Raw genomic sequence first — 23147 nt, 5'->3', positions numbered from 1 at the left:
AGACTGAGGCGTCCACGGTGCGGGTGTATGTCGTCGCTCGCTATCCGAACAGCTCTTGAAGCCGCTGCTGGACCCTGTCTGCGAACACCGGTGCTCCGGCCAGGCTGAGAGCGTAAGGAAGCGGCTGGTGCCCGGGTTTGGCGCTCCAATACGCATGCTGTTCGGCGGTTACCCGCCGGACCAGTCCCGGCGAAGAGTCGTCGACCAGAGTCAAGAAAGTGTCGGCGGTGTGCGTCTCGAACTCGAGGTCATCGTTTCCTGCCAGGCGCTCAAACTTGGCATCGTCAGTCACGAGGTAGCCGACACCGCCAGAGGCGGCTGCATTCACGACATGCCAATCGTGGCGATCCGGGTGATCGCGGTTGGTGATCTCAAAGCCGTCGATCCGGCCGTCAGAGAAGAGCTTGCGGATGCGGTCGAACCGCGCCGTCAAGTACCCGTCAGAGATCTCGGGTTTGTCCTTGCGGAGGTGATATCTCGCCTCCGCAAGCACATCCTCGGTCCACACGACCTCGTACATGTTCCCGTAGACGCTAAGCATGCTGACCCAGTCGAGCAGCGTCCTCGAATAGATCACGTTGGCATCGATCAGCACACGTGCCACGGGCATAGGTGGAACCGTACTGCAGGCCTGAACTGCTAAGTGTCCAGGCCCATTTCCTCATCGAGATCCCGGAGCGCAGACAGAGCTTCCAGCTGCTGAGCGCGTCTACGCTCACGGAACTTTTGGACATCCTCGGCGTGCAGACGTGCGTGGCTGCCGACTCTGTGTGCTTCGATGTCGCCGCGCCGGATCATTTTCATCAGCGTCGTCCGCGACACCCCCAGCTGTCCTGCAGCTTCAGTCGTGGTCAGCTCTGCGGGGAGCATGCCCACGGTGACCGTGCCTCCGGCCGAAACCGTAGAGATGATCTGGCCCAGTAGGTCAGCCAGTTCACGGGGAAGCTTGATCGGCTTGCCGCTGACGGGCAGGACTGCGAGCGCATCGGAGTGTTCGATCCGCCGCTCAGCCTCTTTGGCCTGCTCAACCGCCTGCTGCTCGACCACAATCGAGCGCTGCAACGTAGCGGTCACGGTGCACCTCCTTCATCCTTTAACCAGGCTAGGGGGTGTCACTTGTAAGTGCAACCCCGTCGCCATGCAGAACACCGACCATCCGTTCAACATTCCGGTCCCTACCCGGGAATAGGACGTGACATACTTCTGACCAGCCACTATGGGGCACGCAGTGCCGCTCGGTGCGTGCCGGGACCGGAGCCGACGGACGCGGTTCCGGCGTCGATCCCGGACCGGAGCACAGTCACTCGCGGTTTATCGGCGGTGACCGACGAGAATTTGCATTCCCGCAGCGAGTCCAGGGAAAGCGCTGGTGAGCGCGTTTTCGGTGCACGACGTGGGGGAGTAGCGACCGGTCGACCGCGGTGAGGGGCTGGTGGACGCTCAAGGTTGGTACCCGGGAACGGAAATAGACACTGGTCACCGTGTCCTAGATGCGTGCAATGATCCCGGCCATGAGCATGTTCGCACTCCTCCTCATCCTCGCGGCCGGGATCGCCGTCTGCTTTCTGATTGTCGGTCGGCGACACGGCGACGAGGTGGCCACCGCTATCGGCGTCCTGCTGCTGGTCGCACTCGCGTTCGCCGGCCTTCCCGTTGCTATGTCCGACGACCCGCCACCGCAGCGGCCGGCGCAGGTCTCAACCCGCTAAACGCACGAACCTTGCGCTGGGCCGTTCCGAGGAGGTGCCACCAGCGCTATCCGAGGCGGTCGACCCGGCGATGTGGAGAGTTGCCGACCTGTTGATCCTGCGGGGCGGACGAATGCAGGTGATCACGCGCGCCCGGACAGACAAGCGATGCCTGGACTGATCTCCGTCGTGATGGCCAGCGCCAGCTGCAAGGACGTGACGGGTGCGCTGACCATGCCGAGGTTTTGCAGCGGCCGGCTACCTGGTGACGGACTGATCACGTTGTGCCCCAACTATATTGGGGCGTGCACGCGGAAATCACGGGACGCTTACAGGACGTGACGTCCATCGCGTCACGGGTACGCCATACCCTCCGCGGCGAACAGCGCCTCGATCAGGATGCCGTTCGTCGCACCCAACAACCGCTCATCGATGCCGTCCATCTTCAAATCGAGCGCCCGCAGTGAGCCTCCGACCCTGATGATGGCCAGACACCGTCGGACACGGTCGGAGTGGTCCTGTGCGTAACGTGCGAGTGCCGACCACTTCGCCGAGGTGTCCGCGAGGTCGTAGCGGTGCGGATCCACTATGTCCATGACGAACTCTCCGTCTGCGTCATCGTGGAAGAACAAGAAGTCCGGGTGCATTAGCTGATACTTGTCGCCGAACTTGTACGGCACTGCGAGTGCGTGCTTGCCCGACGACGGATTCCTGTACCAGCCGACGAGAGTGTCCACCTTGAGTTCCGACTCAAGCACGTCGGTCTCCCAGGACGACCGAGAGGTGTCCACCGGAAACCCGCCGGTGTTCGGCTTGCCGTCAGGGACCACGTATAGGTGATACGGGTAGGCAGTGATCGGCTCAGTGGTCTGTCCACGCACTTTTTCGGTTGCGGCCGGGTAGACGTCGCGGACCTCGACGGTCGTGGGCAGCATCGGCATTCCCCCGAGATGCCAGAGCGACTCGATCTGATCCCGTATGTGGCGTGGACGTCGCGACACCTCCGACCGGTGCTGCTCGCGCCAGGTGCTGATTAGCGCGGTGGCCTGCGTCTCGATGAGCTCCTTGAAGCCCAGTTCGGCCATGGCTGTCAACCGCGCAGCGGCGTCGATCTCATCCTCGCCGTCGTTGCAGAGCTCGTTGAAGTACCAGCTCGCCGAACCTTCCGGCAGGATCCGCTGGGCGTGGCGGAAGTACCCGTCCAAGTCTCGCTCGTTGGTTGCGATGGCTGCTTTGCCGACGCTCTGCATGAGTGTCTCGCCGTAGGCGACCATGGTGGTGCTGACGGTCAACGACATGATGTCTGTGACCTTCGCATCGATCTCGTTGCTCCGCTGGCCGTCCGCCGCCCGCATCTGGTCGACGATCCACTGCTTCGCCTTCGCCGAACCCTGGGCCACGAGGCCGTGCTCGGTGAGCGCCGCGGCCAGACGCAGCAGTTGCGCCGTGCGGGAGCTGAACGTCGCCCGCTGCCGTGTGTACGAGGGCACGGTGTCCAACAGGTCGAACACCTCGGACGGCACCTTCGAGGACCGCCCGCACATCACCGGTGCCACCACGATGTCGACCTCGACGGTCTCGTCCTCGGTGAGCGCGTTCACGACCCGGGCCACATGCTCGGTGCGGAAGCCTGGCAGATACGCGGCCACCTCGTTCAGCCGGTCAGCGCCATCGACCCGCTTCGCCAATGGCGTCCGAACCAGCCGGCCGATCAACTGAGCGATCTCGGTGTACGAGTCCTTGCCCTGGAACGACACCAATACCTCGGCGCGTGGGCAGTCCCACCCGGTGGTGAGTGCCGACTTGAACAGCACCACCCTCGCTCGGTCGTCCCCGGAGATCGCCTCCGGCGGCAGGTAACGCACAGTCCGGTCACCGACCTTGAGCGGACCATGCGGATCACCGAACGCGTGGGCGACCGCGTAGTCGGACAGCTCCGACCACGCGGACTCGATCACCGACAGAATCTCCACGAGCCGCGCTTCGGTCACCTTCGGCTCGACCTGCACGACCAACAACGGCTCCACCAAACGGTCGCCTGTCGTCTCGTGGTGCGTCCGCCAGGCGGCGTCGGCGCTCCTCAGATCCTCCACTGCGAGCCCCAGCATCGTGTTGTCCGCGGTCTGCGACTCGCCGACGCTGCGCAGCAGAATACGGTCTTTGAGCAGCCCGGACTCTCGGACATCACCCGCCTTCACCTCGACCGGCCGCATGGTTCGATCCGCGGCGTCCATCGCCGCCAGGAACCGATCCGGTGTCGCTGAGATGCCCAGAACTACCGGCGCGGGCGGTTGGATGGTCCCGATGTTTGTGACGCCACCGCCGACGATGGTGCCGGCAATCGACTTTCGCTCCATGCCCTTGGTGCCCGAGCCGCGGTGCGCCTCATCCCAGATCACCAGGAAGTCCCCGCCACGCTCGCGCACGGTGTTGGCGATCATCTCCCAGCCGCCGTACGTACGGCGGTCGTTGTGGGTGCCGTCGGGCCGGGTGGCGTGCAACGTCGAGTTCTTCTGCATCGCCTGGATGTGCACGAAGTAGATGAAACCCGGCGCGAGGGTTCGGTGGTCCTCCTCCCCGAGATACCGGATTCGGTTCAAGTCAATCCCGCCGCCGGACGCCTGGTGGATCTTGCTGATCGTCTGCGCGTTGAGCGAGCGATCGTCAGTGATCCAAAGCACGGTCATGTTTGCGTTGGCGGCCCTTGTCGGGGTGCCTTTGTACAGACCTTCGAGCACCGCGGTGGCGATGACCGTCTTGCCCGCTCCAGTTGGGGCTGTGAGCCCGACAGCTGTGCGTTCACCGTCGTCCTCGTAGCCGGCGCGGGCTTTGGCCAGGTTGGCAAGCACCGACTCGACGGCCCTGCCCTGATAGGGCTCCAGCGCGAACTTCACCGCGCATCACCGACGGTGTTGATCGTGTAGTTCGACAGGTAATCCTCGTACAGCTGGACCGCGTCAATTCCCACCGGTAGGCGCTCTACGGCCTGCTGGTACTCGGCGGGGGAATCGGTGATGATGAACAGCACGGCCGGTGCGCGACCGGCGATCGCGGCATCGGCTACCACAGCGGCAAACCCGGTGAGCGCATCGATGTCGAACAGCACGCCGTACGCATCGGTGACCGCCCATCCTTCATCCGGCACGGCTTCGATCCGTTCGCCGCGGGCACCCCCTTCGAGCCAGAACAGCGGGGCGACGGATGTGAACTCCTGCCCGCGGCGCACCGCTGACGGATCGAGGTACGTGAGGTCGAACATCTCGACGTTCGCAGCAATCCCGTCGGAGTACACCGACCCGTCCGGGCGCTTGCCGGTGACCACGGTCGAAATCCGCGGGCGGCAGACGTACTCGAAAACGCCGCGCGCCGCCCACTGCTCGTCACCCGGGTGCACTCCCTCTGACCGGAATTTCTTAGCGTCCGCGGCTCCGACCTCGTTGTTGGTGACGAGGATCGACTGCCGGTTGCCTCCGTCCTCAGCATTTAGCCGCATCACCGCCTCGGTCGTTGATCCGGAGCCTCCAAAAAAGTCGAGAACCACCGCATCGCGCGATGCGGCCATACGGAACCATCGCATCAGAACTTCATGGTCTTTTGGGAAAGGGAACCTCTTAGAGCCGAGCTGCGCGGTGAGGCGGTTCGATGCTGTGCGTCGGTCGCGGTAGAACGATGGACTAACCAGAGACAGAAGCTGCTCTCGTAAGAGCCTCTTTCGCGTGGGGATCCGATCGCCGTCGAAGATGACGCGATTGGACTCAATCATCTTCGCCATCATCTCCTTGCCCACCTTCCATCCGTTAGTCGGTGGCTGGTAGGTCTTGCCGGTCGCCGGATCAGTGATGGCGTACCGCAGATTCGGGCGGTACATCGAGTTCACCAGATCACCCTCCAAGAACACTTCGCCGTCGTCATCGACACAGTTGAACCGGCGAACACCGGGAGGTAGATCCTTTCCCTCAGTCTTGATGAACTCCCGCAGGATCTTTTGAGCTTCGTCGGCTGTCTTACCTTCCCCAACCGCATCTTTCGCGACCTTGAGCATTTGCGGGGCGAGCGGCTTAGGGTCTAAGAACTGGCCGACCTTCGTCGCGTCGCGCCCGTAAATGAGCATGTAGTCGAGTCCGCCACCGTGATGTCGGCTCAGGGCGGAAACGCCGCCTTGCCAGGCGACATTCATGATGAAGTTGTGGTCACCGAATGTTTGGTCCAGCAACATCCGTAACCGGTGGTGTTCATCGTCGCCGATCGCAGCGATGATCACGCCGGTCGGCTTCAACAAGTCCCGGGCGATGCGCAATCGGCGCTCGAGGAACGACAGCCACTTCGATGATTTCGCTCGGTCGCTCTGGTCGACGTACCGGTCGTTGTAGATCCAGCCGTCGTTGCCGGTGTTGTACGGCGGGTCAATGTAGATTAGGTCGACCTTCTCGCGATGCGTGGAGCGCAGCGCCTGCAACACATGAAAGTTCTCCCCGTTGATCACGACATGCCACGGGGCTTCTGCGGGTCCGTTAGGGATCCGTTGGACCGATTGCAGGCCTGGATAGATCGGCTCCCCGAACTCTCGAACAACAACGAGCTCAGCAACTGGCCGCTCACCGCCGTCGCCACTAAGCACGGCGACCTTGCGGGTACGGTCGGTGAACCGATCGACGGTCCACGTCTCGGCGGTGGACTCGTCGCGCAGCGCCACGCGGATGCCCTTGCGGATCGGGTGATCGGTCAGGCGAACCGACTCCGGAAGGTGCCGGTCGAAGACCAGTCCGAACCGCCGTGAGCCACGCAGGAGTTCAACCTCGCTGGCGAGTCGGTTGCGCAGAGACTCGTCTTGGATCCGCCCGATCAACTGGTCGAGGACGTTGGTCTCGTCTACCATCTAGCCGCCCCTCCAGCACCGCGTTCACTAGTCCTCGAAAGACTAGGCGGCGTGGCGTCCGAGGCGTCCAGCCGCTCCCGGTTTCTCTGGTTTGTCACGCTCCGGTGACCGCTTCGATGCGGAACAGAAACTCCACACAATCGGCGCAACTTGCCGCCGCTGTGATCCCGGCTGAGGGTCTGGGCGGGGCGGGACGGTGCACTAATCCGCGGGGCGCTCCTCGATCGCCTGGCGGGTGGCCTGCTCGATCGCACGAAGGTGTTCGTTGTCCGCTTCGATTCGCTCGGCTTCCTTACGAACCGCGTCGTATTTCGCGTATTCGCGGGATGCGTGCTCAACTGACCGGCACGGTGGCCAGAGGCAGCCGCCGCAGCTCGCTCCACAGGCAGGCCGCGATGTCCGGGAACCCTGCAGCGATCGGATCCAGTCGCAGCCGCGGGTGCAGCGCCGGGGTGGTGTCGGACACCGCGGCCTTGAACGCCTCCCACTGTTCAGCAACACCTGTGGTTCGGCCGTCGCCGTCGAGCTTCGATCCGGGCGCATAGGTGTAGAACCCCCGAATCGCGCGAATCCGGCCACCATCCTCGCCCGGCACCACCAGCGCGCCGCGGCCGGCACGTTGGCCACGTCCCATCTTCAACACGGGAGTGTCGGTGTACGGCACCGCATCACGCGCGCACAGATCCCCGAGAAACATCTGCGTGCACAGCCGACCCCAGCCGCGGGGCGCCTGCCAGCGGTGTCCTGACCCCGGCAGCATCAGGACGTGACACCGAACCGCCCCGCCCCCGCGCCGCACCTCGTCGATGAGGTCGAGCAGCTCGCGCACGTCGTGATTCGGCAGCTGGTTGTGCCATTGCTGCACCATGCCGCCGAACTCGGTCAGCACCAGCAGAACCGGGCTGTTTGGAACGCGTTCGCCCCGTCTAGCGGCGGCGCTGCGCGCGGTGAACAGGCGGTGGGCGATCACGACCGCGGCCATGCATTGCGCCCAAGCCGGGTCAGCGAACCCATCGCCCGGGCGGCCAAGGAACGAGATGTTCGCAGCGCTGTCCAGCCCGTACAAGTCGTACTTTCCGTCCGCGGCGATCACCTGCCATCCGCGGGTTCGACACTGCTCCACTACGTTTCGGGCAGCCGCGGTGCCTCCACCACCCGTGGTGTTCACGATCAAGAGATGATCACCGGGGCCGGAGGGATCCCAATGGAGAGTGTCGTCGGTCGCGGTGTCGACGCCGAGCGGGATCGGATCGAGCGGCGCGGACGTGAAGTGGTCGCAAGACCTGATCGGCATGTGCAGTGGCGGCAGGACCACAGCAGGGGAGGGCGAACGGCGCAGGCTGTCGAGGAACTTCATCACTGCCTCAATCCCACAATGCTGGCGTGTAGCCAGGGTTCTTGTCGACGAACTCCCGGGTGCTCGGGCGCAGATGCTTCACCCGTTCGGCCAGCGTGGAATGCGCCGAGGCGTCAAGAGAGTCCGTGACCCCGTCGGGGCTGCGGACAGCGACGTGGAACTGACCCACGAACGTCACCAACGCGACTGCCGTACCGCACTAGGTGTCCCACTCAACCACGGCGCCGGGACGGATGAAATCCGGGATCTGATCAGCCATAGTGCGCATTTTCGCCGCTGCGAACGATGTGCGGGCGCACGGCGCGATGCGGAAGTAGAAGGAGCCGCGCCGCACACACTCGGAACGCTCCCCGCTCTCTAGCATGCGGGGCATGCGTCTGCTCGTCGTCGCCGACTCGGCGCACACATGGCCAGAGGATCCAGACGGACGTTACGACCTTGCGCCGCTGGTTGATCGGCACCGGCCGGACGCGTTGCTTTCCCTCGGTGACTACTCGACGGCGCACGCCGAGGTGATGGTCCGCAGCGGCGCCCCGGTGAGATTGGGAGTCTACGGAAACCACTGCACGCAGGACTATATGCCCGGTCACGGGATCGTCGACCTGATCGCAGACCGCCGTCTACCGGCCCGGCATACGACCCTCACGCTTGCAGGCCACCGCCCGCTCACCGTGCTGGCTGTGCAGGGATGCGTGCGCTACAAGCCCGACCGACACGACGTGCTGTTCACTCAGCGTGAGTACGCCGCGGCGATCGACCCATTGCCGGCCGCCGAACTGGTGATCACCCATTGCCCACCCGCCGGGATCAACGACGACCAAGACGCCGCACATGAGGGGATCGCCGCACTGCGCCGATGGGTGGACCGGCACCAGCCCCGATGGCTACTGCACGGACACACCTACGACAAACCGCCATCCAGCCGCCACGGCATCACTGACGTGATCTACGTGCATGGACACGCGGTCGTGGACCTGCACGGCAGCTCAGCGTAGACAACGACGCAACCTGCACGAGGCACTGACGGTGCCCTCGACTCTGCGCGTCAGGCGTCGACGGTACTTACGATTTCGTGGTCACTCCTGGGACATCACCACGTCGACACGGCAGGCACAGGCCGGCGAACACTACAAGCAGATGGTCGTCATCGGTCGCCCAAGAAACCCGGGTGTCGCGGTCGTGTCGACCGCATCCGTCGCAAAGGGTGTCAGCGTCGTAGCCCTTGATGTCCTGGGTGTGCGGGCCTACGCACTCCCAACAGACACGCATATGGTCGGGGTCCCAGCCGAACACCGAGAGGTTGCGGGGTCCCATGCTGGCATGCACACAGCTTTGGGCATCAGCGTTTTCAGCGATCCGCCGTGCATAAAGCCGATATCCGAGGTCCGGCGCCGCCTTCTCGCGCTGCTTGTTCTGGCGGATGAACTCAGCCGTCGCGATACGCCGTTCCCACTCTGCAGGTGCTCGACCTGCGAGATGGTCCTCGAGAGTTTGGCGGTAGCCGCGGAAGATCACCTCACCTTCCGAGGGGGCGACACCGACCGTGTCGGTGTCCTGGGGACGCTGCGTGCGTGTTAGCCCGGACATCGGGCTGATGTAGAACCCCTGACGCCGATACCACTGAATGGAGTCCGTGCGATTCAGCTCGACGTTGCCGTACAGGCCAACGTATTTGCGTGGCAGCCGGCGGACAGTCGCATCTAGCAGGGCTCGTCCAATTCCACTGCCGCGATGGCCCTCATCTACGGCTAGAACATAGATCTTCCACCAAGGGACCTTTGCCGGATCGAAGGCCGGCCCCCCTTTCTGGTGTAGGACGTGCAGGTTTTTAGCCGTGGGCTGGCCAACACCGATCACGCCACACACGGCGCCGTGGCTGTCGGTCGCCACCAGAGAAAGCCACTCGTGGGCGCTCGACCCGGAGCCCAACCGCTCTGGCCACGGATAATCGATACCGACATACCGTTCGATCAGCCCGATCGCCCGCTCGTTGTCACCTGGAGATGCCTCGCGCACCTGGAATGTTGTCCCCACAGATCCATGCTTAGCAGGCGCCGATGACAACGCGCGCCAACGCCGAGGTGTCGGTGGATGGGACGAAGCACATTCTGAACGCGCAGCCATGTGGCGTCTGCCCAGCCGCGCCCTGTGCCCGCGCTGCTGGCCCGCAGCGGCAAAGTCCCACCCCTAACACGACATCGGGGAGGATTGGATGCGCTTCGATCGAGGCTGTCAACGCCTCCAACGCGGCACTCGGTCACAGCGGGTTTTGACAGCGAAACCACCAGTTACCCGGGCTCACGAACCGTCAACCAGCGCTGAATTGCGCAGGTACGTCTGGCAACCTGTCGATCGGCGAGGTTAGGCTGCGGCCGTGTCCACACCGGCTGTCCCCGATCCCGGCCTCGCGGCCGGGCTGGACCGTGGTGTGCGCGAACGGATCCTGCGCGCCGCCTCCGGTGCCCAGTCGCCAGGAACCCGCCGAACCTACGACAGTTCCTGGAGCAGGTTCGAACGCTGGTGTGCCGCGCAGGGACATCAGGCGCTGCCAGCACACCCCGCGGTGGTGGCCGCGTACCTGGTGGATGCTGCCGACACGTTGACCTCCGACGGCCAACGTGCCTATGCGCCAACGACCTTGATCAAGTGGGTGGCGGCGATCACCGACCGACATCGCCGGAGCGGAATAGAGTTCGCGCCCACCCACCATGAGATGGTGCGGACCACCCTGGCGGGCATACGGCGCGAATATGCCGCCGCTGGGGACCGTCCCCGCAAGCCGCGGGCGCCGCTGCTCACCGATGATGTGCTCGCGATTGTCGCCGCCGCCCGCGACCAAGTCAGCAGCTGGGCCGACGCAGTAGCGGAGCGGCGCGACTCGGCGCTCCTGCTGATGGGATTCGCCGGTGCGTTTCGGCGTAGCGAGCTGGTTGACCTGCGGGGATCAGACGTCGAGTTACATCCGCTCGATGGGATCCACATCCACATCCGGCGGTCCAAAACCGATCAAGAAGGACTTGGAACCGTGCACGCACTGCCGCGTGCCGAGTTGCCTGACCGTTGCCCTCCGTGTGCGTACGCGCGGTGGGCACAGGTAGTTGCAGCCTTCGACAGGGGAGGACGCCCCGCGGTGATTGCGCTGGTCTCTGACGATGGCGGCGTGCTGAGCGAGCACCTGTGCCGAGGTCGAACTGTCCCCGGGATCGATTCGAGCCGAGCGATTTTCCGTACGGTGGGGCGCACTGCCAACCTGTCGACGGCGCCTATGTCTGGCGCCGCGGTGCATGCCGCGATCCGCCGGCGAGCTGAGCGGGCCGGATACTCCGCGGCGGCGGTCACCAGGCTCGGGGCGCACAGCCTGCGTGCTGGATTCGTGACGCAGGCCTTCCGCAACGGCGCTGACGCTCACGCGATCATGCGCCAGACACAACACCGGAGCCCAGCAATGGTTGAGCGCTACGCCCGCGAAGAAGCTCCGCTGATCGGCAACGCTGTCACGTCCCTTGGGCTATGACTGGGACCGGGCCGCGTGAACGCGCCGTGTGGCAGCTGTTCTGCGACTGGTGCGCCGCCTCGGGACGTGCCTCGCTGCCGACAGATCCGTTGACCCTGGCGCAGTTCGTCGCCGCCACCCCAGCCAGTCAAGCCACCCAGCGCCGCCGCGTAGGAGTGGTCAACGCGATTCACGCACGCGCGGGCCTGCCCACGCCTGGACGGGGCGAGGCGGTGCGCCAATTGATATATGACCGCCGCCGCGGCCGATTGCGGGAACGTGCCATCGCTGCGGCCGGAGCCATCACCAGACTGCCGGACGAAGGCTGGCCGACAGCGCTGTTCGCCAGCCGGGACGCACTTCTACTTGTTCTGGCAGCTGCGGGGTTGCCCGCGACGAGAATGGAAGCACTGCGGATCGGCGATGTGTGCAGCGACCAGTCCGGACACCGGATCCTTGTCCGGGACGAGAACGGTGGAACGCTTTCCACCCCGGATGATCTGGTGCATCTTGGGGTCTCAGCAGTTGACATTCACCGGAACTGGGCGCGGATCAGGAGCATTCAGCACCGCCTGTCCAATCCTCGGTTTCTGGCGGCCTTCTTTCGAGGCGAATCGGTACCCGCTACAGGGGAAGCTCCGCCGTCGCTGCCGCTCGTGACCCCCGTCGACAGATGGGGCGCGACTCCGATTCTGGATGTTCCACTGAGCGCGCCGTCGATCGCTCACATCGTTGCCACTCATCTGGCGGGCGCGCCTGTCTCGCACCGTCCGGTTAACCGACCCACACCGACGCTGGATCCAGAAGACGAGGCACCAGAACCGCCGCAGGTTCCAGAATTGGACCCTTCGATGTTCTCGCGCGGGGTCGCCGCTCGTTACCGCGCGGCTCAGAAACTCAGCGGCGTGAGCGCCGCCCTCGACGACATCGAGGCGAAGGCTGATCGGATCCTGGCTGACCTCCTGAATCTTCTCAGTGACTGACGCTGGTGCGTGGTCCTGGTGGGCTGGGGCAATGTGCGTTGGCCGTGACAGCAGAGCTGCTGTCACGTCCTGTGTTCCTGCGGCTCAACCCATCCCGGGGGCGGCGTAGCGCTGAACTGTGCCGGCTCCAGCCACAGCTGCATGTTGAGTTTCGATATGCCGTTCCCGCTGGAGACGGGAACGGCGACTGCGGCCAACCAGCCGCCATCGAAACCGGCGCATCCAGGCCACCTGTCGGCCTCGCTGCCACGGTTCGATCCGGAGACCGCCGCTTCTCAACCACATCGGGACTCCCGTCAGGCGTTTACCGAGGTCGGGGAACAGAGTCTGGAAGTGAACCCACACGGGTCTGTCCACCCTGTACAGCGTGGGGTAGTCGTCGGTTGTCGCCCAGCGATCCAGATCATCGAACATAGTTTCGAACACTACTCGCTTGGGATGCCGAGGTCAGGCGTGACGCCCGGTTGGCGCTACTGCCCGCGCTCAGACGATGAGCACGGCAATGCACGGCCCCCCTGCCGGGCCAAGCTCGACAACTTTGTCCCCGGCCTCGACGGCCTCCGGCAGGGCGGATCGGGATCGTTTCAGCCCGCCGAAGTGTGATGCCTCGGTGTGTGCGTACACGTGGATCGGGAATCCGGGAAACCCTGCGGGGCAAATGAGCTTGGGCGCGCATCACACCGAGGTGCGGCGCGACCGGGAGCTCCACAGTGTGTGATGCGGGAGCGGAGACGGCGGGACTCGAACCCGCGGCCGGCATCTGCCGACTACGCCGTAGCAAGGCGCTGCATTCGCCGCTCTGCCACGTCTCCAAAATCAAGATTGCGTCTTGACGCAATCTGCGTCGGGATAGTGGGATTCGAACCCACGACCTCCTCGTCCCGAACGAGGCGCGCTGCCAAACTGTGCCATATCCCGGGTGCGGCACCGGCTATTCCACACCGAGCCGCGTCACTCCTCGAAGATCCGCACCCCGTACCCGTCGCCGCGGGTGTCAGCGCATCCGTAGCCGGCAGCCTCGACCGCAAGCAGGACGTCGGCTGGATCTTCGCCGAGCAGGGCGAGTTCAGCGGCCGCGTGTTGCTCGGCTGTAGTGCGGTCGGGATGCTCGGAGCGTCCGAAATACTCACCGCTGCGGATCTTCTGGAACTCGCATACAAACATCGCCGTTCTTCCTTTTCGCCGGCGAGGTCGACCGGGGCGACCTCGATCACGCGAGAAGGTAGGTGCGCGAGGCTTTCCCTGCGCTACGCGGCGCGGACGTGCGCAGTGCGCCGTCCTGGAGCCCCCAACCGGAATCGAACCGGTGACCTGCTCATTACGAGTGAGCCGCTCTGGCCGACTGAGCTATGGGGGCGGGTCCGGCGAGTAAGCCGGAACGGTTACAGGCCAAGCTGGGCGCAATGTTCGTCAAAATGTGCCGTGGCGGCAGCATCAACCTGATCGCGATCGCTTCCGCGTTCGACCCAGACGCAGTTCTGGCACACCGCCACCCGCTCACCGGACCCCCGATCAACATGCGCATCGACAGCGGCCAGTGTGTTGCCCTGCTTGTCGACGAACGCCAGGTGCCGGACATCAGGGTGACCGTCCAGATATCCAATGCGGTCCATGGCGTCACTCCTCGCTCGCAGGAAGGTGGGCAGGGACGGCCAGTATCTACAAGAAGCCACACAACACAGGGGTGCGACGCGGCGCGGATGCTGCGACCGGAATCGAACCGGTGTACGCGCGACCGCTGCGCCCCTTCACCCCACCGGAGTACTTCACCGCTGGCGCACGCCCAACACCGAACCTGCCTGCTATCGACTGCGGGCGTTCACCTTTAGTCGCAGGCCTTCTGGCTTGATGGTGATTGTCTCACTGGCTGTGAGTTCGTAGCCTGGTTCCGGTTCGAGCTCGAACTGATGCAGTATGGCGGCCAGCGTCAGCATGATTTCGTGCAGTGCGAACTGGCGGCCGATGCACGCTCGGGGGCCAGTGCCAAATGGCTTGTAGATGCGTGGCGGGAGACTGCGGAGGTTTTCGGCCAGAAACCGGTCGGGGTTGAATTGCGCGGCGTCTGGCCCCCACGCGGCGGTATCTCGATGCGCGGCCAGGAGCAGCACAAAGACCCAATCCCCGGCTTTGAAGTGGTATTCGCCGCCGATTGTTGTGTCATGCTTTGCTTGTCGGAAATAGCCTGGCGCTACCGGCCACAGCCGTAGTGTTTCGTCGACAACGCGACGCAGGTAGCGCATCGGCGCGATGTCGCCGAATTCGCAGTCAGGAATGTCAGAGTCGGGCCAGTAGGTGTCGATCTCGGCTCGGCATGCGGTGGCGATGTCGGGGTTGTTGGCCAGATAGTGAAGGGCGAAGCCGATCGCGTTGGCCGATGTTTCGCTGCCCGCTACGAGCAGGGTCAGGATCTGGTTGATGATGTTGGCGTCATCGAGGGTTGCTCCGGTGTCGGGGTCGGGCGTGGTGAGCATCGAGTCGAGGATGTCCGCGTCGGTGGCCGGTGTCCCGGCATTTCTCCGCTCATCGATGATGATGGAGATCTGCGAGCGCAGCCACGCTTTGTCTTGCAGGTGCTGGTTTCTCTGCGCTTTGCCGAACAACTTGGTGTAGAGCGGTATTGCGTCGGTGCGTCGATTCGCATAGCGGAGCTCTCGCAGCACGGTGGTGGTGAAAGGATCATCGCTGACTTCGTCGAGACGGTTGAACGAGTGGCCGATGCCGGCGCGGCCGATGACCTCGGTGGTGAACCGGTTGCCTGCTGCGGCGATGTCAATCCACTGGCCCTGCTTGGCATTCCATGAATCGACCAGTTCTCGCACGGTTGACACCATCGTCGAGTGGTAAGCCGTCATCGCTTTCTTGCTGAATGCCGGCGTCAGGATGTTGTGCGCTTTCCGCCAGTTCGGCTCATGGCTGTAGGCGGTGAACAGACCGTCACCTGCCACCGGGCGCAGTGCGCGCAGAGAGTGTCCGACATGCTTTTCCCACGACGCTTCGTCATTGATCTCGTTGACGAGATCGGTGCGCGAGACCACGATCGCCGGAAGGTCGAAGATGCGCTGTTCGAGGATGCCGTCGTAGGCCGTGATGTCCTTTGCCAGCTTCTGGCAGGGCTTGTTCACGTCGACGGTCAGAAGGTCACCGATGATCGGCATGCGCCAGCGTGAGTGAGGAATCGCGGTGGTGTCTTGACTCATGCTCGCTCCTGGGATTGGGGCTGGGCGGTCCGGCGCTGGCGAACGGCCGCCTGAGCCTCCGGCCACCAGGTCGCCAAGCGCAGCAGCTCGGCGGTTTCTTCTTCAAGGGTGGTCGAACGTGACTGCACGATGGTTGATGTGTCCAGCGGCGTTGGATCGACACCGGAATTTTTGGCGTTGATTGCCCAGGCGAGTCGCAGGGCCTGGGCTGCCGCGTCCCGTTGTTCTTCAGGCACGGCCCATCTGCGCAGATGGTCGGCGATGTGATCGTCATCGATGCCTGTGACATAGCCGCGCAGTCGCAGGATGGCGTCACGGATCTGCACCGTGACCTGGTGCAGATCCAGAGAAGTTTTCTGCCGTCCGGACGCACGGGATTGCAGTTCGAATGCCACCGAAGGCACCGCCTCGATCATGCTTTCCTTCAAAAGCTGCAGTCTTCGCCAGTTGCGACTGGTGGCATCCCACCCGGCGCGGGCGTTGAGGGCGAGCACAACGGGCACTGTGCCGAGCACTATGGCCAGCGTCGATTCCCAAAAGATGCAGCTGCCATGCAGTTTGAGGCGGAAGTCCACGCTGTGCAGCCAGTTCAAATTCTCGAACACGTTGAGGGCGACTGCCTCGACGCAGGTGATGATGATGGATATCGCGATCGTGTAGCCGGCGACGGCAACCAGGCGCTCGTTGCGGTGGGCATCGGGGCGGATGAGTTCCTTGTGCACCATCCTGATGAGCATCGTCGCCATGGCCACATAGATTGTGGTGTCGAAAACCCATGCTGTGACGCTGGTCCATCCGCCGAACTGCTCGAGTGTTTGACCCGCATTACGCGCCGGGGTGCCAGCAGCAATGAAGGCCGCGGCCAGCACGGCGGCGGCGACTCGATGGTAGAAGTGCCGTCGCCGGACACCTTCAGACGACGCACCGCTGTGGTTATTCGCCCAGACCGTGACGAACCCCATGAACTCCGTACAGGCGAAGATCAGCAGTACCAGCGAGATCTGTTGAGCATCAGCAATTGTGAGCAATCCAGACTCAATCAGATAGCTATCGATCACGGGCTCACGCAACAGGTTCGCCAGCAGCAGCAGGCTCAGCGTGCGGTTCAGATACCGCTCGTAGGAACTAGATCTGAAAAACGCATACCGCACCACGACGATCACGGCCATCAGGGCAAGCAGCGGCCATGTGATTGCGGCGGGAACTGTCGTCATCGCGACCGGAAGAACACGCTGCGCATCATCGATGCTTCGTTGCTGCGCTCCATTGCCGTCAGCATGAGGATGTATGCGAACATCTCAGCGTCACGTTCCTGGTCGACCTCAAACTCTTTGCGTCCCAACACTGCGAGAACACTTTCGGGATCGAGCGTGGGAAGTAGACCACGACACACTTCGGCCCTGTGCTGACCATCTGTGGTAGGGCGGACAGCGACTCCGTGACCGAGGAGCATATGCCCGATCTCGTGACAGACAATTTGGTCGACGTGGTAGTCCGACGTCCCCGCCTCGTGCAGGATCAGATCATCAGAATCCCGGCGAAGCCACAGCCCGCACGGACTATCGATCAGCGAGGCAGTGTCGGTTGGGATCAACGTGATCGGCCGGCCGCGCATGTCGGCAACCCCCTGCACAAAAACGTCCCGGTCCCATGGAGAGGGGATCGGGAGCGTTCGCGCTAGGTCAAGCATGTCTTGGTTGGACAGTGTCATTGAGAACCCCCCGCTACAGGTCCGCCTGGTCAGGACTCGTCATCGGCATGATCGACAGGGGGCAGTTGCTCGACGCGTCGTGCCTGGTCAACCATTATTCGAATACTCTCAAGCGACTGTGGTGTCAGTCCAGACGCACGTGCGGCGATGTCACGCACTCCGGCATCTCGGAGAGTTTGTAGCAAACGTAGCTGGGCGTCAATGTTGGGGTCCGTACCGTCGTCAATCAGGTAGGACGCAGGAACGCCGAAGTATGTAGCAATCGCACGAAGGTGAGCGATCGTGGGATTAGTTTTCATCCCTGACCTGAGCTGCCACAAGTAGGCGGAGCTGATCGATACGCCGGTCTTCGCGGTGATGGCCTCAGCTGCGGCAGCATTAGAGAGCGGCGATTCGGTCGGTTTCCGCATGATCTCGAACAGCCGATTGATCTTCGCTGCCAGTTCGGAGTCTTCTGCTTGGTCAGCCACGATTAACTCCATTGCGTATTTGTGAGTTCTCGGTTAACGGTGCGTCTGTGTGCTCACGTTACTGCAGAGGTGGCTTGATTGGTACTTTCAGGTCCGCGTCGGTGTTTTATCTCCCGAGCCAGCGCTTACCCATGTATCGCACGAAAACACGATTGAAATGCGAAGATGCGCCCCTTGGCAGCCCGCGGGCACTGGATCGCGGAAGGACGGCATGTCTGGCCGTCTGCACGGCTCGCGGGGCCGTTCCCGTCCGAGGGAGACGTTTGGGGCGATGGGTGGGATTCGAACCCGACTACCTCCTGGACCACAACCAGGTGCTCTGCCGATTGAGCTACCACCGCCATGACAGGACGACATACAGATCAGCCCGGGCCGACGTCTCCGAACCGTTCGTCCACGGCCGCAGAGGCGGAGCCACCCGCACCCAGCATCTCAGCCAGGGCAGGCAGTTCCAGCGCGGTATTCAACCGTGTCGGTGCGCGGAGGGCGGGAGGATCGAACTCCCAAGAGCTTGCGCTTCGGCTGTTTTCAAGACAGTTCCCGTCGCCATCCGTCGGGTTGGCCCTCCAGGGTGTGCCAGCCTGTTTGGTCAGCGCGGCGTTGCTCCGGCGGGACTTGAACCCGCGACCACCGCATTATGAGTGCGGAGCTCTGCCAGCTGAGCTACGGAGCGTCAGGCACGGCGATGCTCCGTGCTGCCCGGCCTTGAACTCGATGGCTTTCGAGCCTCACCGAGTTTGCCGCGCTGCAATCTGCCCTCCCCGTGCGGATCGGAGGAGGGGAATCGACCCCTGACAGCGCGAACGTCGTTGCGGAGGCGGGATTCGAACCCGCGACCTCCGGGTTATGAGCCCGGCGGGCTACCTACCTGCCCTACTCCGCGTGGGCTGATACGGGCGGCGACATTGGTATCGGATCGCTAGCATGGACGCCCGCCGCGGTAAATCGCGCTCGACCATGCAGCGTGGCCCCGGCTGGGCCCGAACCCGCGACCTTTCCCATGCCGTGGAAGCGCGCGCTACCAACTGCGCCGACGGCCCGCGTCTTCTCTCTAGTGCGAAGCTTCGGCGAGGTGAGGCTCCGGAATGCCCAACAGGGTCCGCAGGGCTTCGGCGTTTCCGCGAGCGTCATCGAGCGGATGGTGGGTACGCCGCAACCCCTTCCACGATGATTGATCGTTCCACTTGCCGCGAGAGCCGGCGTAGAAGTCACCGATGCGCCGCGACGAGTGACCGAACAGCACTCGCCGGAGCTGTTCGTCGGTGAAGCAGTTCAGCCACATCGCATCGAAGCCGTTGTTGTCGCTGACCAAAGTGCGCCGTGCGAGACCAAAGCCGTCGAGCCAGCGGTGCAGCGCCTGGGCCACTCCGCTGGCCTTGCGGGCGTGAGTGGCATCTGCGGTGTCTTGGCCGTCGGTGATCCAATAGGCGTCAACGATCGGTCGTCCCGCGGCGTCGAGTTCCACGACCGGCAGGGCCGGGGTATCAGGGTGCGGATGAGCGCGGTACACGTGCCCATAGAACGACGCCCCGGTGACGACGTGGACCACGGCGAACTCGGTCATCAGACCCGACATTGGAGTCTTGTCAGTCGCCTCGACGTCCACGATGAACAGGTCTCCGACATCAGCCGGCAACAGGTGAGGCTCGCGCGTCATGGTCGTTCCCCTCGTCATGCTCGAAACTGGTGCCCCCAGACGGATTCGAACCGCCGGCCGTCGCGTTAGGACCGCGCTGCTCTGTCCGCTGAGCTACAGGGGCATATGTGCGAGATCCCGTGCAGGTCACCTCTCGTCCGAGGGTAAGTGCGGCGTCGTGGAGGTGCCTTCGCCAGGTGATACCAGGGGTGGCGTTGACACAGGATCTCGCGGATTAAGCATCTCCGCGGCGTGCGGAATGTTCCACTGAAGTGCCACGACACGCCGAAAGCAGTAGCGCCGACGGGAATCGAACCCGCGCATCCCCGAGGTGAAAGCCCGAGTGCCTAGCCATCACAGCACGGCGCCATGGACGAGACCGCGATCGTCGCCACGACCTCTGGATCCGACCATCGTTCGGTGATCGGAGATCTGCACGCCCGGCAGGACTCGAACCTGCGTTGTCCGGTTTTGGAGACCGGCGTCATAGCCGCTAGACCACGGACGCATAGGGGAGAGATCCCCGTAAAGCGGAAGACGGAGGCGCTGATCCCCATCGCCGAAGCGACCAACGGTGTTCGAAGCCGTGCGCGCCCGGGCGCGTTCATCTTCCAGATCTCGGCCGAAGATACGACCTGGTGCCCCCAGCAGGATTCGAACCTGCGACCCTCCGATTAAAAGTCGGTGGCTCTGGACCAGACTGAGCTATGGAGGCGAAGTACCCGCGCCGAGAATCGAACTCGGTCCCTCCTGCTTCGGAAGCAGGCGCTCTATCCGCTGAGCTACGCCGGCTGAAAATCTTGTCGGGGTACCCGGATTTGAACCGAGGACCTTTCGCTCCCAAAGCGAACGCGCTACCAAGCTGCGCCACACCCCGTTTCGCGTCGTTGAGGCCGACGCGGGCCTTGGTGCCGGCAGAGGGATTCGAACCCCCTCACCCGAGAGACCTGATTTACAGTCAGGCGCGCCTCGCCATCTGCGCCGTGCCGGCGTGGTGGTCCCGGAGGGTTTCGAACCCCCGACATCCGCGTTGTAGGCGCGGCGCTCTCCCGCTGAGCTACGAGACCTAAACGGTGCCCATTGCACCGCTGGCGCCAGCGACGGGTTTTGAACCCGCGACCTCCGCCTTGACAGGGCGGCGAGCTAACCAGCTGCTCTACACCGGCATGCGCGGCGATCCGCCGCGTGGTCGACCTGCGAGGAGTTGAACCTCGGACCTCATCGTTATCAGCGATGCGCTCTAACCGTCTGAGCTACAGATCGTTTCGGGGAGTTGGCGGTCCCCGGTCCGTTGCACCGCGAGAGGGATTTGAACCCCCGGCCCCCTGCTTCGTAGGCAGATGCTCTTTCCACTGAGCTACCGCGGCTTGGTGTCGGTGGCGGGAGTCGAACCTGCACACTGACAAAAGCGGTCCCGACCGGAGTCGAACCGGCGTCTCCGGGGCTTCAACCTGGCGCTTGAACCGTGTCAGCTTCGGGACCATTTCAGGTGCTTGCCCGCAGCTGCAGGTGCGCATCGACCGCCCCCATCACCGCGCGGGTAATGCCATGGCGCGCATTGAGCGCGGAAATCAACAGTCTGCCTGACGTGACAGCCGGCTGACCGGCGACGGTTAGGTAGTCCGTACGGGGATCGAACCCGTGATCTCCACCTTGAGAAAGTGGCGAGATAACCAACTACTCCAACGGACCATGTCGGGTCGGCGGCTGTGTCCCGCACCGTGCCGGTCGACACGGTGTGGGAGACAGCCGCCGTCACAGGTGGCCGGGACGAAACGGTTCGCGCACCAGGCGCATTCCCGCCTCGGCTGGCGTGCGATTGGCCTTGGCGCCGTTGCACGCCTCGCAGCTGGCCACCAGGTTGTGCCAAGTGTTTCCGCCTCCGCGACTGCGCGGCAACAGGTGATCAATCGTCGTAGCGCTCCCGCCGCAGCCGACGAACTGACACCGGTTCGCGTCGCGCGTCAAGATCTCGGCGCGGCTGGCGTGATCGGCTTCGCGACGGTACGGAACCGGGGCGTAGCGCACCAGCAGCAGCGACTTAGGCAGCTCGATTGCGGCGGTGGGGGAGCGCAGCACCTGCGGCGGGTCGTGCGCCTCCAGCGCGTAGGCGACCTCGCGCATCAACATCGACACCGCAGCCTGCCAGCCCACCCGGTCGAGCAGACTGTAGTCGGCGTTGAACACCTCGACGGCAGGTGCGGGGACCGTCATCGTCATGGCGCCGCACCTCCTTTCAGTGTCGTGGCGGGCCAGGTGGCGCGGATGCGCCAGAAGTGGAGACTGGGAGATTCGAACTCCCGACATCCTGCTTGCAAAGCAGGCGCTCTACCAGCTGAGCTAAGCCCCCGAAGTGGTGCGCTGGCCCGGAAGGGGTCGAACCTTCAACTACGCGATTAACAGTCGCGTGCTCTGCCAATTGAGCTACGGGCCAAGGTATTTCCTCTGTGTACCCCTCCCCGGATTCGAACCGGGAACCTTCGGAACCTAAATCCGACGCCTCTACCAGTTGGGCTAGAGGGGCATGGTGCGGATGGCGGGGATCGAACCCGCGGCCTTCTCGTTGGCAACGAAACGCGCTACCGGCTGCGCCACATCCACTTAGAGCCCACGACTTTCGACCAGCTGCAGCTGGCTTGCCCAGTTCGGCTACTGCCCCCATGCACCCCCGCATGGGGGAGGGGACCTGGTCTGACGGTTCCGCGCTCCGCTGCGCGAGCGGATAGTCACCGACAACCGTGGAGCCTTCACCGGGGGTCGAACCCGGGGCCTCGCCCATACCAAGGGCGCGCTCGTGCCACTGAGCTATGAAGGCGAAGCTGCGAGCATCGTACTTGAGCGTGTCCGCCAGATCATCTGCGTGGTCTCGGCTAGCGACAAGGGTGAGTAGCGCATTCACGCAGCGGCGCCTAGCGTCGTGATGCATGCAGATATCCCCACACACAGCCCTACTTGAACAACAGCGCTGTCTGCTGTTGGCCGTCGTCGGCCGGTGCAACGCCGATGAGTTGCACCGGTTCAGGATCCGAGTCGACCGGTTCGCTGAAGCGTCGACTTCAGACACGCCCATGGCCAGGCGTGAGCGGCTCCGCTACGGCCTCGCGACAATGGAGGACATGCTTGCGGCGATCGAGCGGCACTTTGAGCCGCTGCATTCGTCACAATCGGGTTGAGCCCCGGGCCGGATTCGAACCGGCGACGGTCGCTGCTTACAAGGCAGCCGCTCTGGCCGGACTGAGCTACCGGGGCGGGTTGTCCGCCTCGCGGCGGTTGCGAATGCGTTCATGCTGCTCGTCTCTCGGGAGGGGACCCACCGTTCATATCGGGCGGAGTCATGCCAATCGAGGGAGTGGGAGCGCTGCTCGCGGCCGTACTAGCGGCAACCATTGGGCGTGGAGTCCTTTGCGTGCACGTCCTACGCCGGCGAGCTGTCGCACCGCTGCCCAGCCGGCCAGAAGTCAGCGACCGGAATGATCAGCGTGGTGCCGCCCGTGCCGATGTTCTCGCGGCGGAACCAATAGCAGCGCTTGCCCTCAACTTGCGGTCCGTACCCGAGCGCGACACGTGCTCCCAGATAGTTCCACTTTTCTCGCACGCCCACGCCGCCGAGACTGATCGGTGTGAGGTGCAGTTTCGGGTTCATCGACATGGTGGATGTCCTCACTCCTGGAAACGATCAATATCCCTAAAATAGAGAATAGATGCCGCCGCCTACAAGTGAGCAGCCCAGATGCGA

The 23147-nt window shown here is 63.8% G+C and carries 20 protein-coding genes and 25 tRNA genes; 4 read left to right on the top strand and 41 right to left on the bottom strand.

Annotation, left to right across the window (positions count from 1 at the left end; genetic code table 11):
• Window positions 1–40: 40 nt before the first annotated feature.
• Together BTO20_RS20135 and BTO20_RS40590 are read right to left on the bottom strand one after the other, a co-directional pair.
• Window positions 41–610: a PIN domain-containing protein gene (locus BTO20_RS20135; RefSeq protein ID WP_087077982.1), complete on the bottom strand. Its 570-nt coding sequence runs from the start codon at window positions 608–610 to the stop codon at window positions 41–43.
• 29 nt (window positions 611–639) lie between these two features.
• Window positions 640–1074, bottom strand: a complete 435-nt coding sequence (locus BTO20_RS40590; RefSeq protein ID WP_232490782.1) for a helix-turn-helix domain-containing protein — start codon at window positions 1072–1074, stop codon at window positions 640–642.
• Window positions 1075–1511: 437 nt separating this feature from the next.
• Here BTO20_RS40590 and BTO20_RS20125 point away from each other — a divergent pair, with 437 nt between their 5' ends.
• Complete coding sequence (locus BTO20_RS20125) at window positions 1512–1709, top strand: hypothetical protein (RefSeq protein WP_198343995.1); 198 nt, start codon at window positions 1512–1514, stop codon at window positions 1707–1709.
• 332 nt (window positions 1710–2041) lie between these two features.
• Here the strand turns inward: BTO20_RS20125 and BTO20_RS20120 are convergent, their stop codons facing one another.
• The 4 genes from BTO20_RS20120 to BTO20_RS39415 form a co-directional block, all read right to left on the bottom strand.
• Window positions 2042–4582, bottom strand: a complete 2541-nt coding sequence (locus BTO20_RS20120; protein WP_087077980.1) for a DEAD/DEAH box helicase — start codon at window positions 4580–4582, stop codon at window positions 2042–2044.
• Window positions 4579–6534: a site-specific DNA-methyltransferase gene (locus BTO20_RS20115; RefSeq protein WP_232490781.1), complete on the bottom strand. Its 1956-nt coding sequence runs from the start codon at window positions 6532–6534 to the stop codon at window positions 4579–4581. The genes BTO20_RS20120 and BTO20_RS20115 overlap by 4 nt, the downstream gene beginning before the upstream one ends.
• 364 nt (window positions 6535–6898) lie before the next feature.
• The gene (locus tag BTO20_RS20110; protein WP_157680265.1) at window positions 6899–7921 is read right to left on the bottom strand and encodes a hypothetical protein; all 1023 of its coding nucleotides are present in this window, start codon (window positions 7919–7921) and stop codon (window positions 6899–6901) included.
• 7 nt (window positions 7922–7928) lie between these two features.
• Window positions 7929–8099: a hypothetical protein gene (locus BTO20_RS39415; RefSeq protein WP_157680264.1), complete on the bottom strand. Its 171-nt coding sequence runs from the start codon at window positions 8097–8099 to the stop codon at window positions 7929–7931.
• Window positions 8100–8292: 193 nt separating this feature from the next.
• On the opposite strand from BTO20_RS39415, the gene BTO20_RS20105 reads away from it, so the two are divergent.
• Window positions 8293–8916 carry a metallophosphoesterase family protein gene (locus BTO20_RS20105; RefSeq protein ID WP_232490780.1) on the top strand — a complete coding sequence of 208 codons (624 nt, stop codon included), beginning with the start codon at window positions 8293–8295 and terminating at the stop codon, window positions 8914–8916.
• A gap of 67 nt (window positions 8917–8983) precedes the next feature.
• Here BTO20_RS20105 and BTO20_RS20100 read toward each other — a convergent pair whose 3' ends face one another.
• Window positions 8984–9955 (bottom strand): GNAT family N-acetyltransferase, encoded by a 972-nt coding sequence (locus BTO20_RS20100; protein WP_157680263.1) that lies wholly within the window; start codon window positions 9953–9955, stop codon window positions 8984–8986.
• 340 nt (window positions 9956–10295) lie between these two features.
• Here BTO20_RS20100 and BTO20_RS20095 point away from each other — a divergent pair, with 340 nt between their 5' ends.
• Both BTO20_RS20095 and BTO20_RS20090 read left to right on the top strand, forming a co-directional pair.
• Window positions 10296–11435: a tyrosine-type recombinase/integrase gene (locus BTO20_RS20095; protein WP_087077976.1), complete on the top strand. Its 1140-nt coding sequence runs from the start codon at window positions 10296–10298 to the stop codon at window positions 11433–11435.
• A 26-nt stretch (window positions 11436–11461) separates the two neighbouring features.
• A complete protein-coding gene (locus BTO20_RS20090) occupies window positions 11462–12397 on the top strand; it encodes a recombinase (RefSeq protein WP_157680262.1) in 936 nt (311 codons plus the stop codon).
• A gap of 726 nt (window positions 12398–13123) precedes the next feature.
• Here the strand turns inward: BTO20_RS20090 and BTO20_RS20080 are convergent.
• The 34 genes from BTO20_RS20080 to BTO20_RS19910 all read right to left on the bottom strand — a co-directional run bounded on the left by BTO20_RS20080 (window position 13124) and on the right by BTO20_RS19910 (window position 23060).
• Window positions 13124–13209, bottom strand: a tRNA-Ser gene (locus BTO20_RS20080).
• Between the two features lie 32 nt (window positions 13210–13241).
• Window positions 13242–13315 (bottom strand) — tRNA-Pro (locus tag BTO20_RS20075).
• A 33-nt stretch (window positions 13316–13348) separates the two neighbouring features.
• Window positions 13349–13561 (bottom strand): hypothetical protein, encoded by a 213-nt coding sequence (locus BTO20_RS20070; protein WP_087077974.1) that lies wholly within the window; start codon window positions 13559–13561, stop codon window positions 13349–13351.
• 116 nt (window positions 13562–13677) lie between these two features.
• Window positions 13678–13754, bottom strand: a tRNA-Thr gene (locus BTO20_RS20065).
• A gap of 25 nt (window positions 13755–13779) precedes the next feature.
• Window positions 13780–14010, bottom strand: coding sequence for a hypothetical protein (locus BTO20_RS20060; RefSeq protein ID WP_087077973.1), 231 nt, complete (start codon window positions 14008–14010; stop codon window positions 13780–13782).
• Between the two features lie 189 nt (window positions 14011–14199).
• On the bottom strand, window positions 14200–15552 hold the full coding sequence (locus tag BTO20_RS20055) for a cytochrome P450 (protein WP_087077972.1): 1353 nt from the start codon (window positions 15550–15552) through the stop codon (window positions 14200–14202).
• 38 nt (window positions 15553–15590) lie between these two features.
• Window positions 15591–16808 carry a DUF6545 domain-containing protein gene (locus BTO20_RS20050; protein ID WP_087077971.1) on the bottom strand — a complete coding sequence of 406 codons (1218 nt, stop codon included), beginning with the start codon at window positions 16806–16808 and terminating at the stop codon, window positions 15591–15593.
• Window positions 16805–17305, bottom strand: coding sequence for a hypothetical protein (locus BTO20_RS20045; RefSeq protein WP_083650322.1), 501 nt, complete (start codon window positions 17303–17305; stop codon window positions 16805–16807). The genes BTO20_RS20050 and BTO20_RS20045 overlap by 4 nt, the downstream gene beginning before the upstream one ends.
• A gap of 29 nt (window positions 17306–17334) precedes the next feature.
• On the bottom strand, window positions 17335–17775 hold the full coding sequence (locus BTO20_RS20040; RefSeq protein ID WP_408632119.1) for a helix-turn-helix domain-containing protein: 441 nt from the start codon (window positions 17773–17775) through the stop codon (window positions 17335–17337).
• Window positions 17776–18039: 264 nt separating this feature from the next.
• A tRNA-His gene (locus tag BTO20_RS20035) sits at window positions 18040–18116 on the bottom strand.
• 259 nt (window positions 18117–18375) lie between these two features.
• Window positions 18376–18448, bottom strand: a tRNA-Met gene (locus tag BTO20_RS20030).
• Window positions 18449–18584: 136 nt separating this feature from the next.
• A tRNA-Met gene (locus BTO20_RS20025) sits at window positions 18585–18658 on the bottom strand.
• A gap of 168 nt (window positions 18659–18826) precedes the next feature.
• Window positions 18827–19432, bottom strand: a complete 606-nt coding sequence (locus BTO20_RS20020) for a hypothetical protein (protein ID WP_087077969.1) — start codon at window positions 19430–19432, stop codon at window positions 18827–18829.
• Window positions 19433–19459: 27 nt separating this feature from the next.
• A tRNA-Arg gene (locus BTO20_RS20015) sits at window positions 19460–19535 on the bottom strand.
• Between the two features lie 171 nt (window positions 19536–19706).
• A tRNA-Glu gene (locus BTO20_RS20010) sits at window positions 19707–19780 on the bottom strand.
• 66 nt (window positions 19781–19846) lie between these two features.
• A tRNA-Trp gene (locus BTO20_RS20005) sits at window positions 19847–19919 on the bottom strand.
• 128 nt (window positions 19920–20047) lie between these two features.
• Window positions 20048–20126: transfer RNA gene (locus BTO20_RS20000), tRNA-Lys, on the bottom strand.
• Window positions 20127–20130: 4 nt separating this feature from the next.
• Window positions 20131–20203: transfer RNA gene (locus BTO20_RS19995), tRNA-Arg, on the bottom strand.
• An 11-nt stretch (window positions 20204–20214) separates the two neighbouring features.
• Window positions 20215–20288, bottom strand: a tRNA-Pro gene (locus BTO20_RS19990).
• Between the two features lie 29 nt (window positions 20289–20317).
• Window positions 20318–20402, bottom strand: a tRNA-Tyr gene (locus BTO20_RS19985).
• Window position 20403: 1 nt separating this feature from the next.
• Window positions 20404–20478 (bottom strand) — tRNA-Val (locus tag BTO20_RS19980).
• Between the two features lie 22 nt (window positions 20479–20500).
• Window positions 20501–20577 (bottom strand) — tRNA-Asp (locus tag BTO20_RS19975).
• Window positions 20578–20597: 20 nt separating this feature from the next.
• Window positions 20598–20674, bottom strand: a tRNA-Ile gene (locus BTO20_RS19970).
• Window positions 20675–20705: 31 nt separating this feature from the next.
• A tRNA-Arg gene (locus BTO20_RS19965) sits at window positions 20706–20778 on the bottom strand.
• Between the two features lie 42 nt (window positions 20779–20820).
• Window positions 20821–20893: transfer RNA gene (locus BTO20_RS19960), tRNA-Phe, on the bottom strand.
• Window positions 20894–21029: 136 nt separating this feature from the next.
• A tRNA-Glu gene (locus BTO20_RS19955) sits at window positions 21030–21103 on the bottom strand.
• Window positions 21104–21166: 63 nt separating this feature from the next.
• Window positions 21167–21631, bottom strand: coding sequence for an HNH endonuclease (locus tag BTO20_RS19950; protein WP_087077968.1), 465 nt, complete (start codon window positions 21629–21631; stop codon window positions 21167–21169).
• Window positions 21632–21688: 57 nt separating this feature from the next.
• Window positions 21689–21761: transfer RNA gene (locus BTO20_RS19945), tRNA-Ala, on the bottom strand.
• 11 nt (window positions 21762–21772) lie between these two features.
• A tRNA-Asn gene (locus BTO20_RS19940) sits at window positions 21773–21845 on the bottom strand.
• Between the two features lie 16 nt (window positions 21846–21861).
• Window positions 21862–21935 (bottom strand) — tRNA-Leu (locus tag BTO20_RS19935).
• A 1-nt stretch (window position 21936) separates the two neighbouring features.
• A tRNA-Gly gene (locus BTO20_RS19930) sits at window positions 21937–22012 on the bottom strand.
• A 138-nt stretch (window positions 22013–22150) separates the two neighbouring features.
• Window positions 22151–22226: transfer RNA gene (locus tag BTO20_RS19925), tRNA-Thr, on the bottom strand.
• 357 nt (window positions 22227–22583) lie between these two features.
• Window positions 22584–22660: transfer RNA gene (locus BTO20_RS19915), tRNA-Thr, on the bottom strand.
• Between the two features lie 166 nt (window positions 22661–22826).
• Complete coding sequence (locus tag BTO20_RS19910) at window positions 22827–23060, bottom strand: hypothetical protein (protein WP_047036533.1); 234 nt, start codon at window positions 23058–23060, stop codon at window positions 22827–22829.
• Window positions 23061–23147 lie beyond the last annotated feature (87 nt).

It is taken from the genome of Mycobacterium dioxanotrophicus (genome assembly GCF_002157835.1).
In the GTDB taxonomy this organism is placed as follows: Bacteria; Actinomycetota; Actinomycetes; order Mycobacteriales; family Mycobacteriaceae; genus Mycobacterium; species Mycobacterium dioxanotrophicus.
The sequence above is the reverse complement of the archived record's forward strand: the minus strand, read 5'-3'. Positions and strand labels throughout refer to the sequence as shown.

What these genes read in the sequence shown, in the direction of transcription:
- BTO20_RS20135 (WP_087077982.1), bottom strand. Translation starts at nt 610, where the DNA reads ATGCCCGTGGCACGTGTGCTGATCGATGCCAACGTGATCTATTCGAGG.
- BTO20_RS20125 (WP_198343995.1), top strand. Translation starts at nt 1,512, where the DNA reads ATGAGCATGTTCGCACTCCTCCTCATCCTCGCGGCCGGGATCGCCGTC.
- BTO20_RS20110 (WP_157680265.1), bottom strand. Translation starts at nt 7,921, where the DNA reads ATGAAGTTCCTCGACAGCCTGCGCCGTTCGCCCTCCCCTGCTGTGGTC.
- BTO20_RS20105 (WP_232490780.1), top strand. Translation starts at nt 8,293, where the DNA reads ATGCGTCTGCTCGTCGTCGCCGACTCGGCGCACACATGGCCAGAGGAT.
- BTO20_RS20070 (WP_087077974.1), bottom strand. Translation starts at nt 13,561, where the DNA reads ATGTTTGTATGCGAGTTCCAGAAGATCCGCAGCGGTGAGTATTTCGGA.
- BTO20_RS20060 (WP_087077973.1), bottom strand. Translation starts at nt 14,010, where the DNA reads ATGGACCGCATTGGATATCTGGACGGTCACCCTGATGTCCGGCACCTG.
- BTO20_RS20055 (WP_087077972.1), bottom strand. Translation starts at nt 15,552, where the DNA reads ATGCCGATCATCGGTGACCTTCTGACCGTCGACGTGAACAAGCCCTGC.
- BTO20_RS20050 (WP_087077971.1), bottom strand. Translation starts at nt 16,808, where the DNA reads ATGACGACAGTTCCCGCCGCAATCACATGGCCGCTGCTTGCCCTGATG.
- BTO20_RS20045 (WP_083650322.1), bottom strand. Translation starts at nt 17,305, where the DNA reads ATGACACTGTCCAACCAAGACATGCTTGACCTAGCGCGAACGCTCCCG.
- BTO20_RS20020 (WP_087077969.1), bottom strand. Translation starts at nt 19,432, where the DNA reads ATGACGCGCGAGCCTCACCTGTTGCCGGCTGATGTCGGAGACCTGTTC.
- BTO20_RS19950 (WP_087077968.1), bottom strand. Translation starts at nt 21,631, where the DNA reads ATGACGATGACGGTCCCCGCACCTGCCGTCGAGGTGTTCAACGCCGAC.
- BTO20_RS19910 (WP_047036533.1), bottom strand. Translation starts at nt 23,060, where the DNA reads ATGTCGATGAACCCGAAACTGCACCTCACACCGATCAGTCTCGGCGGC.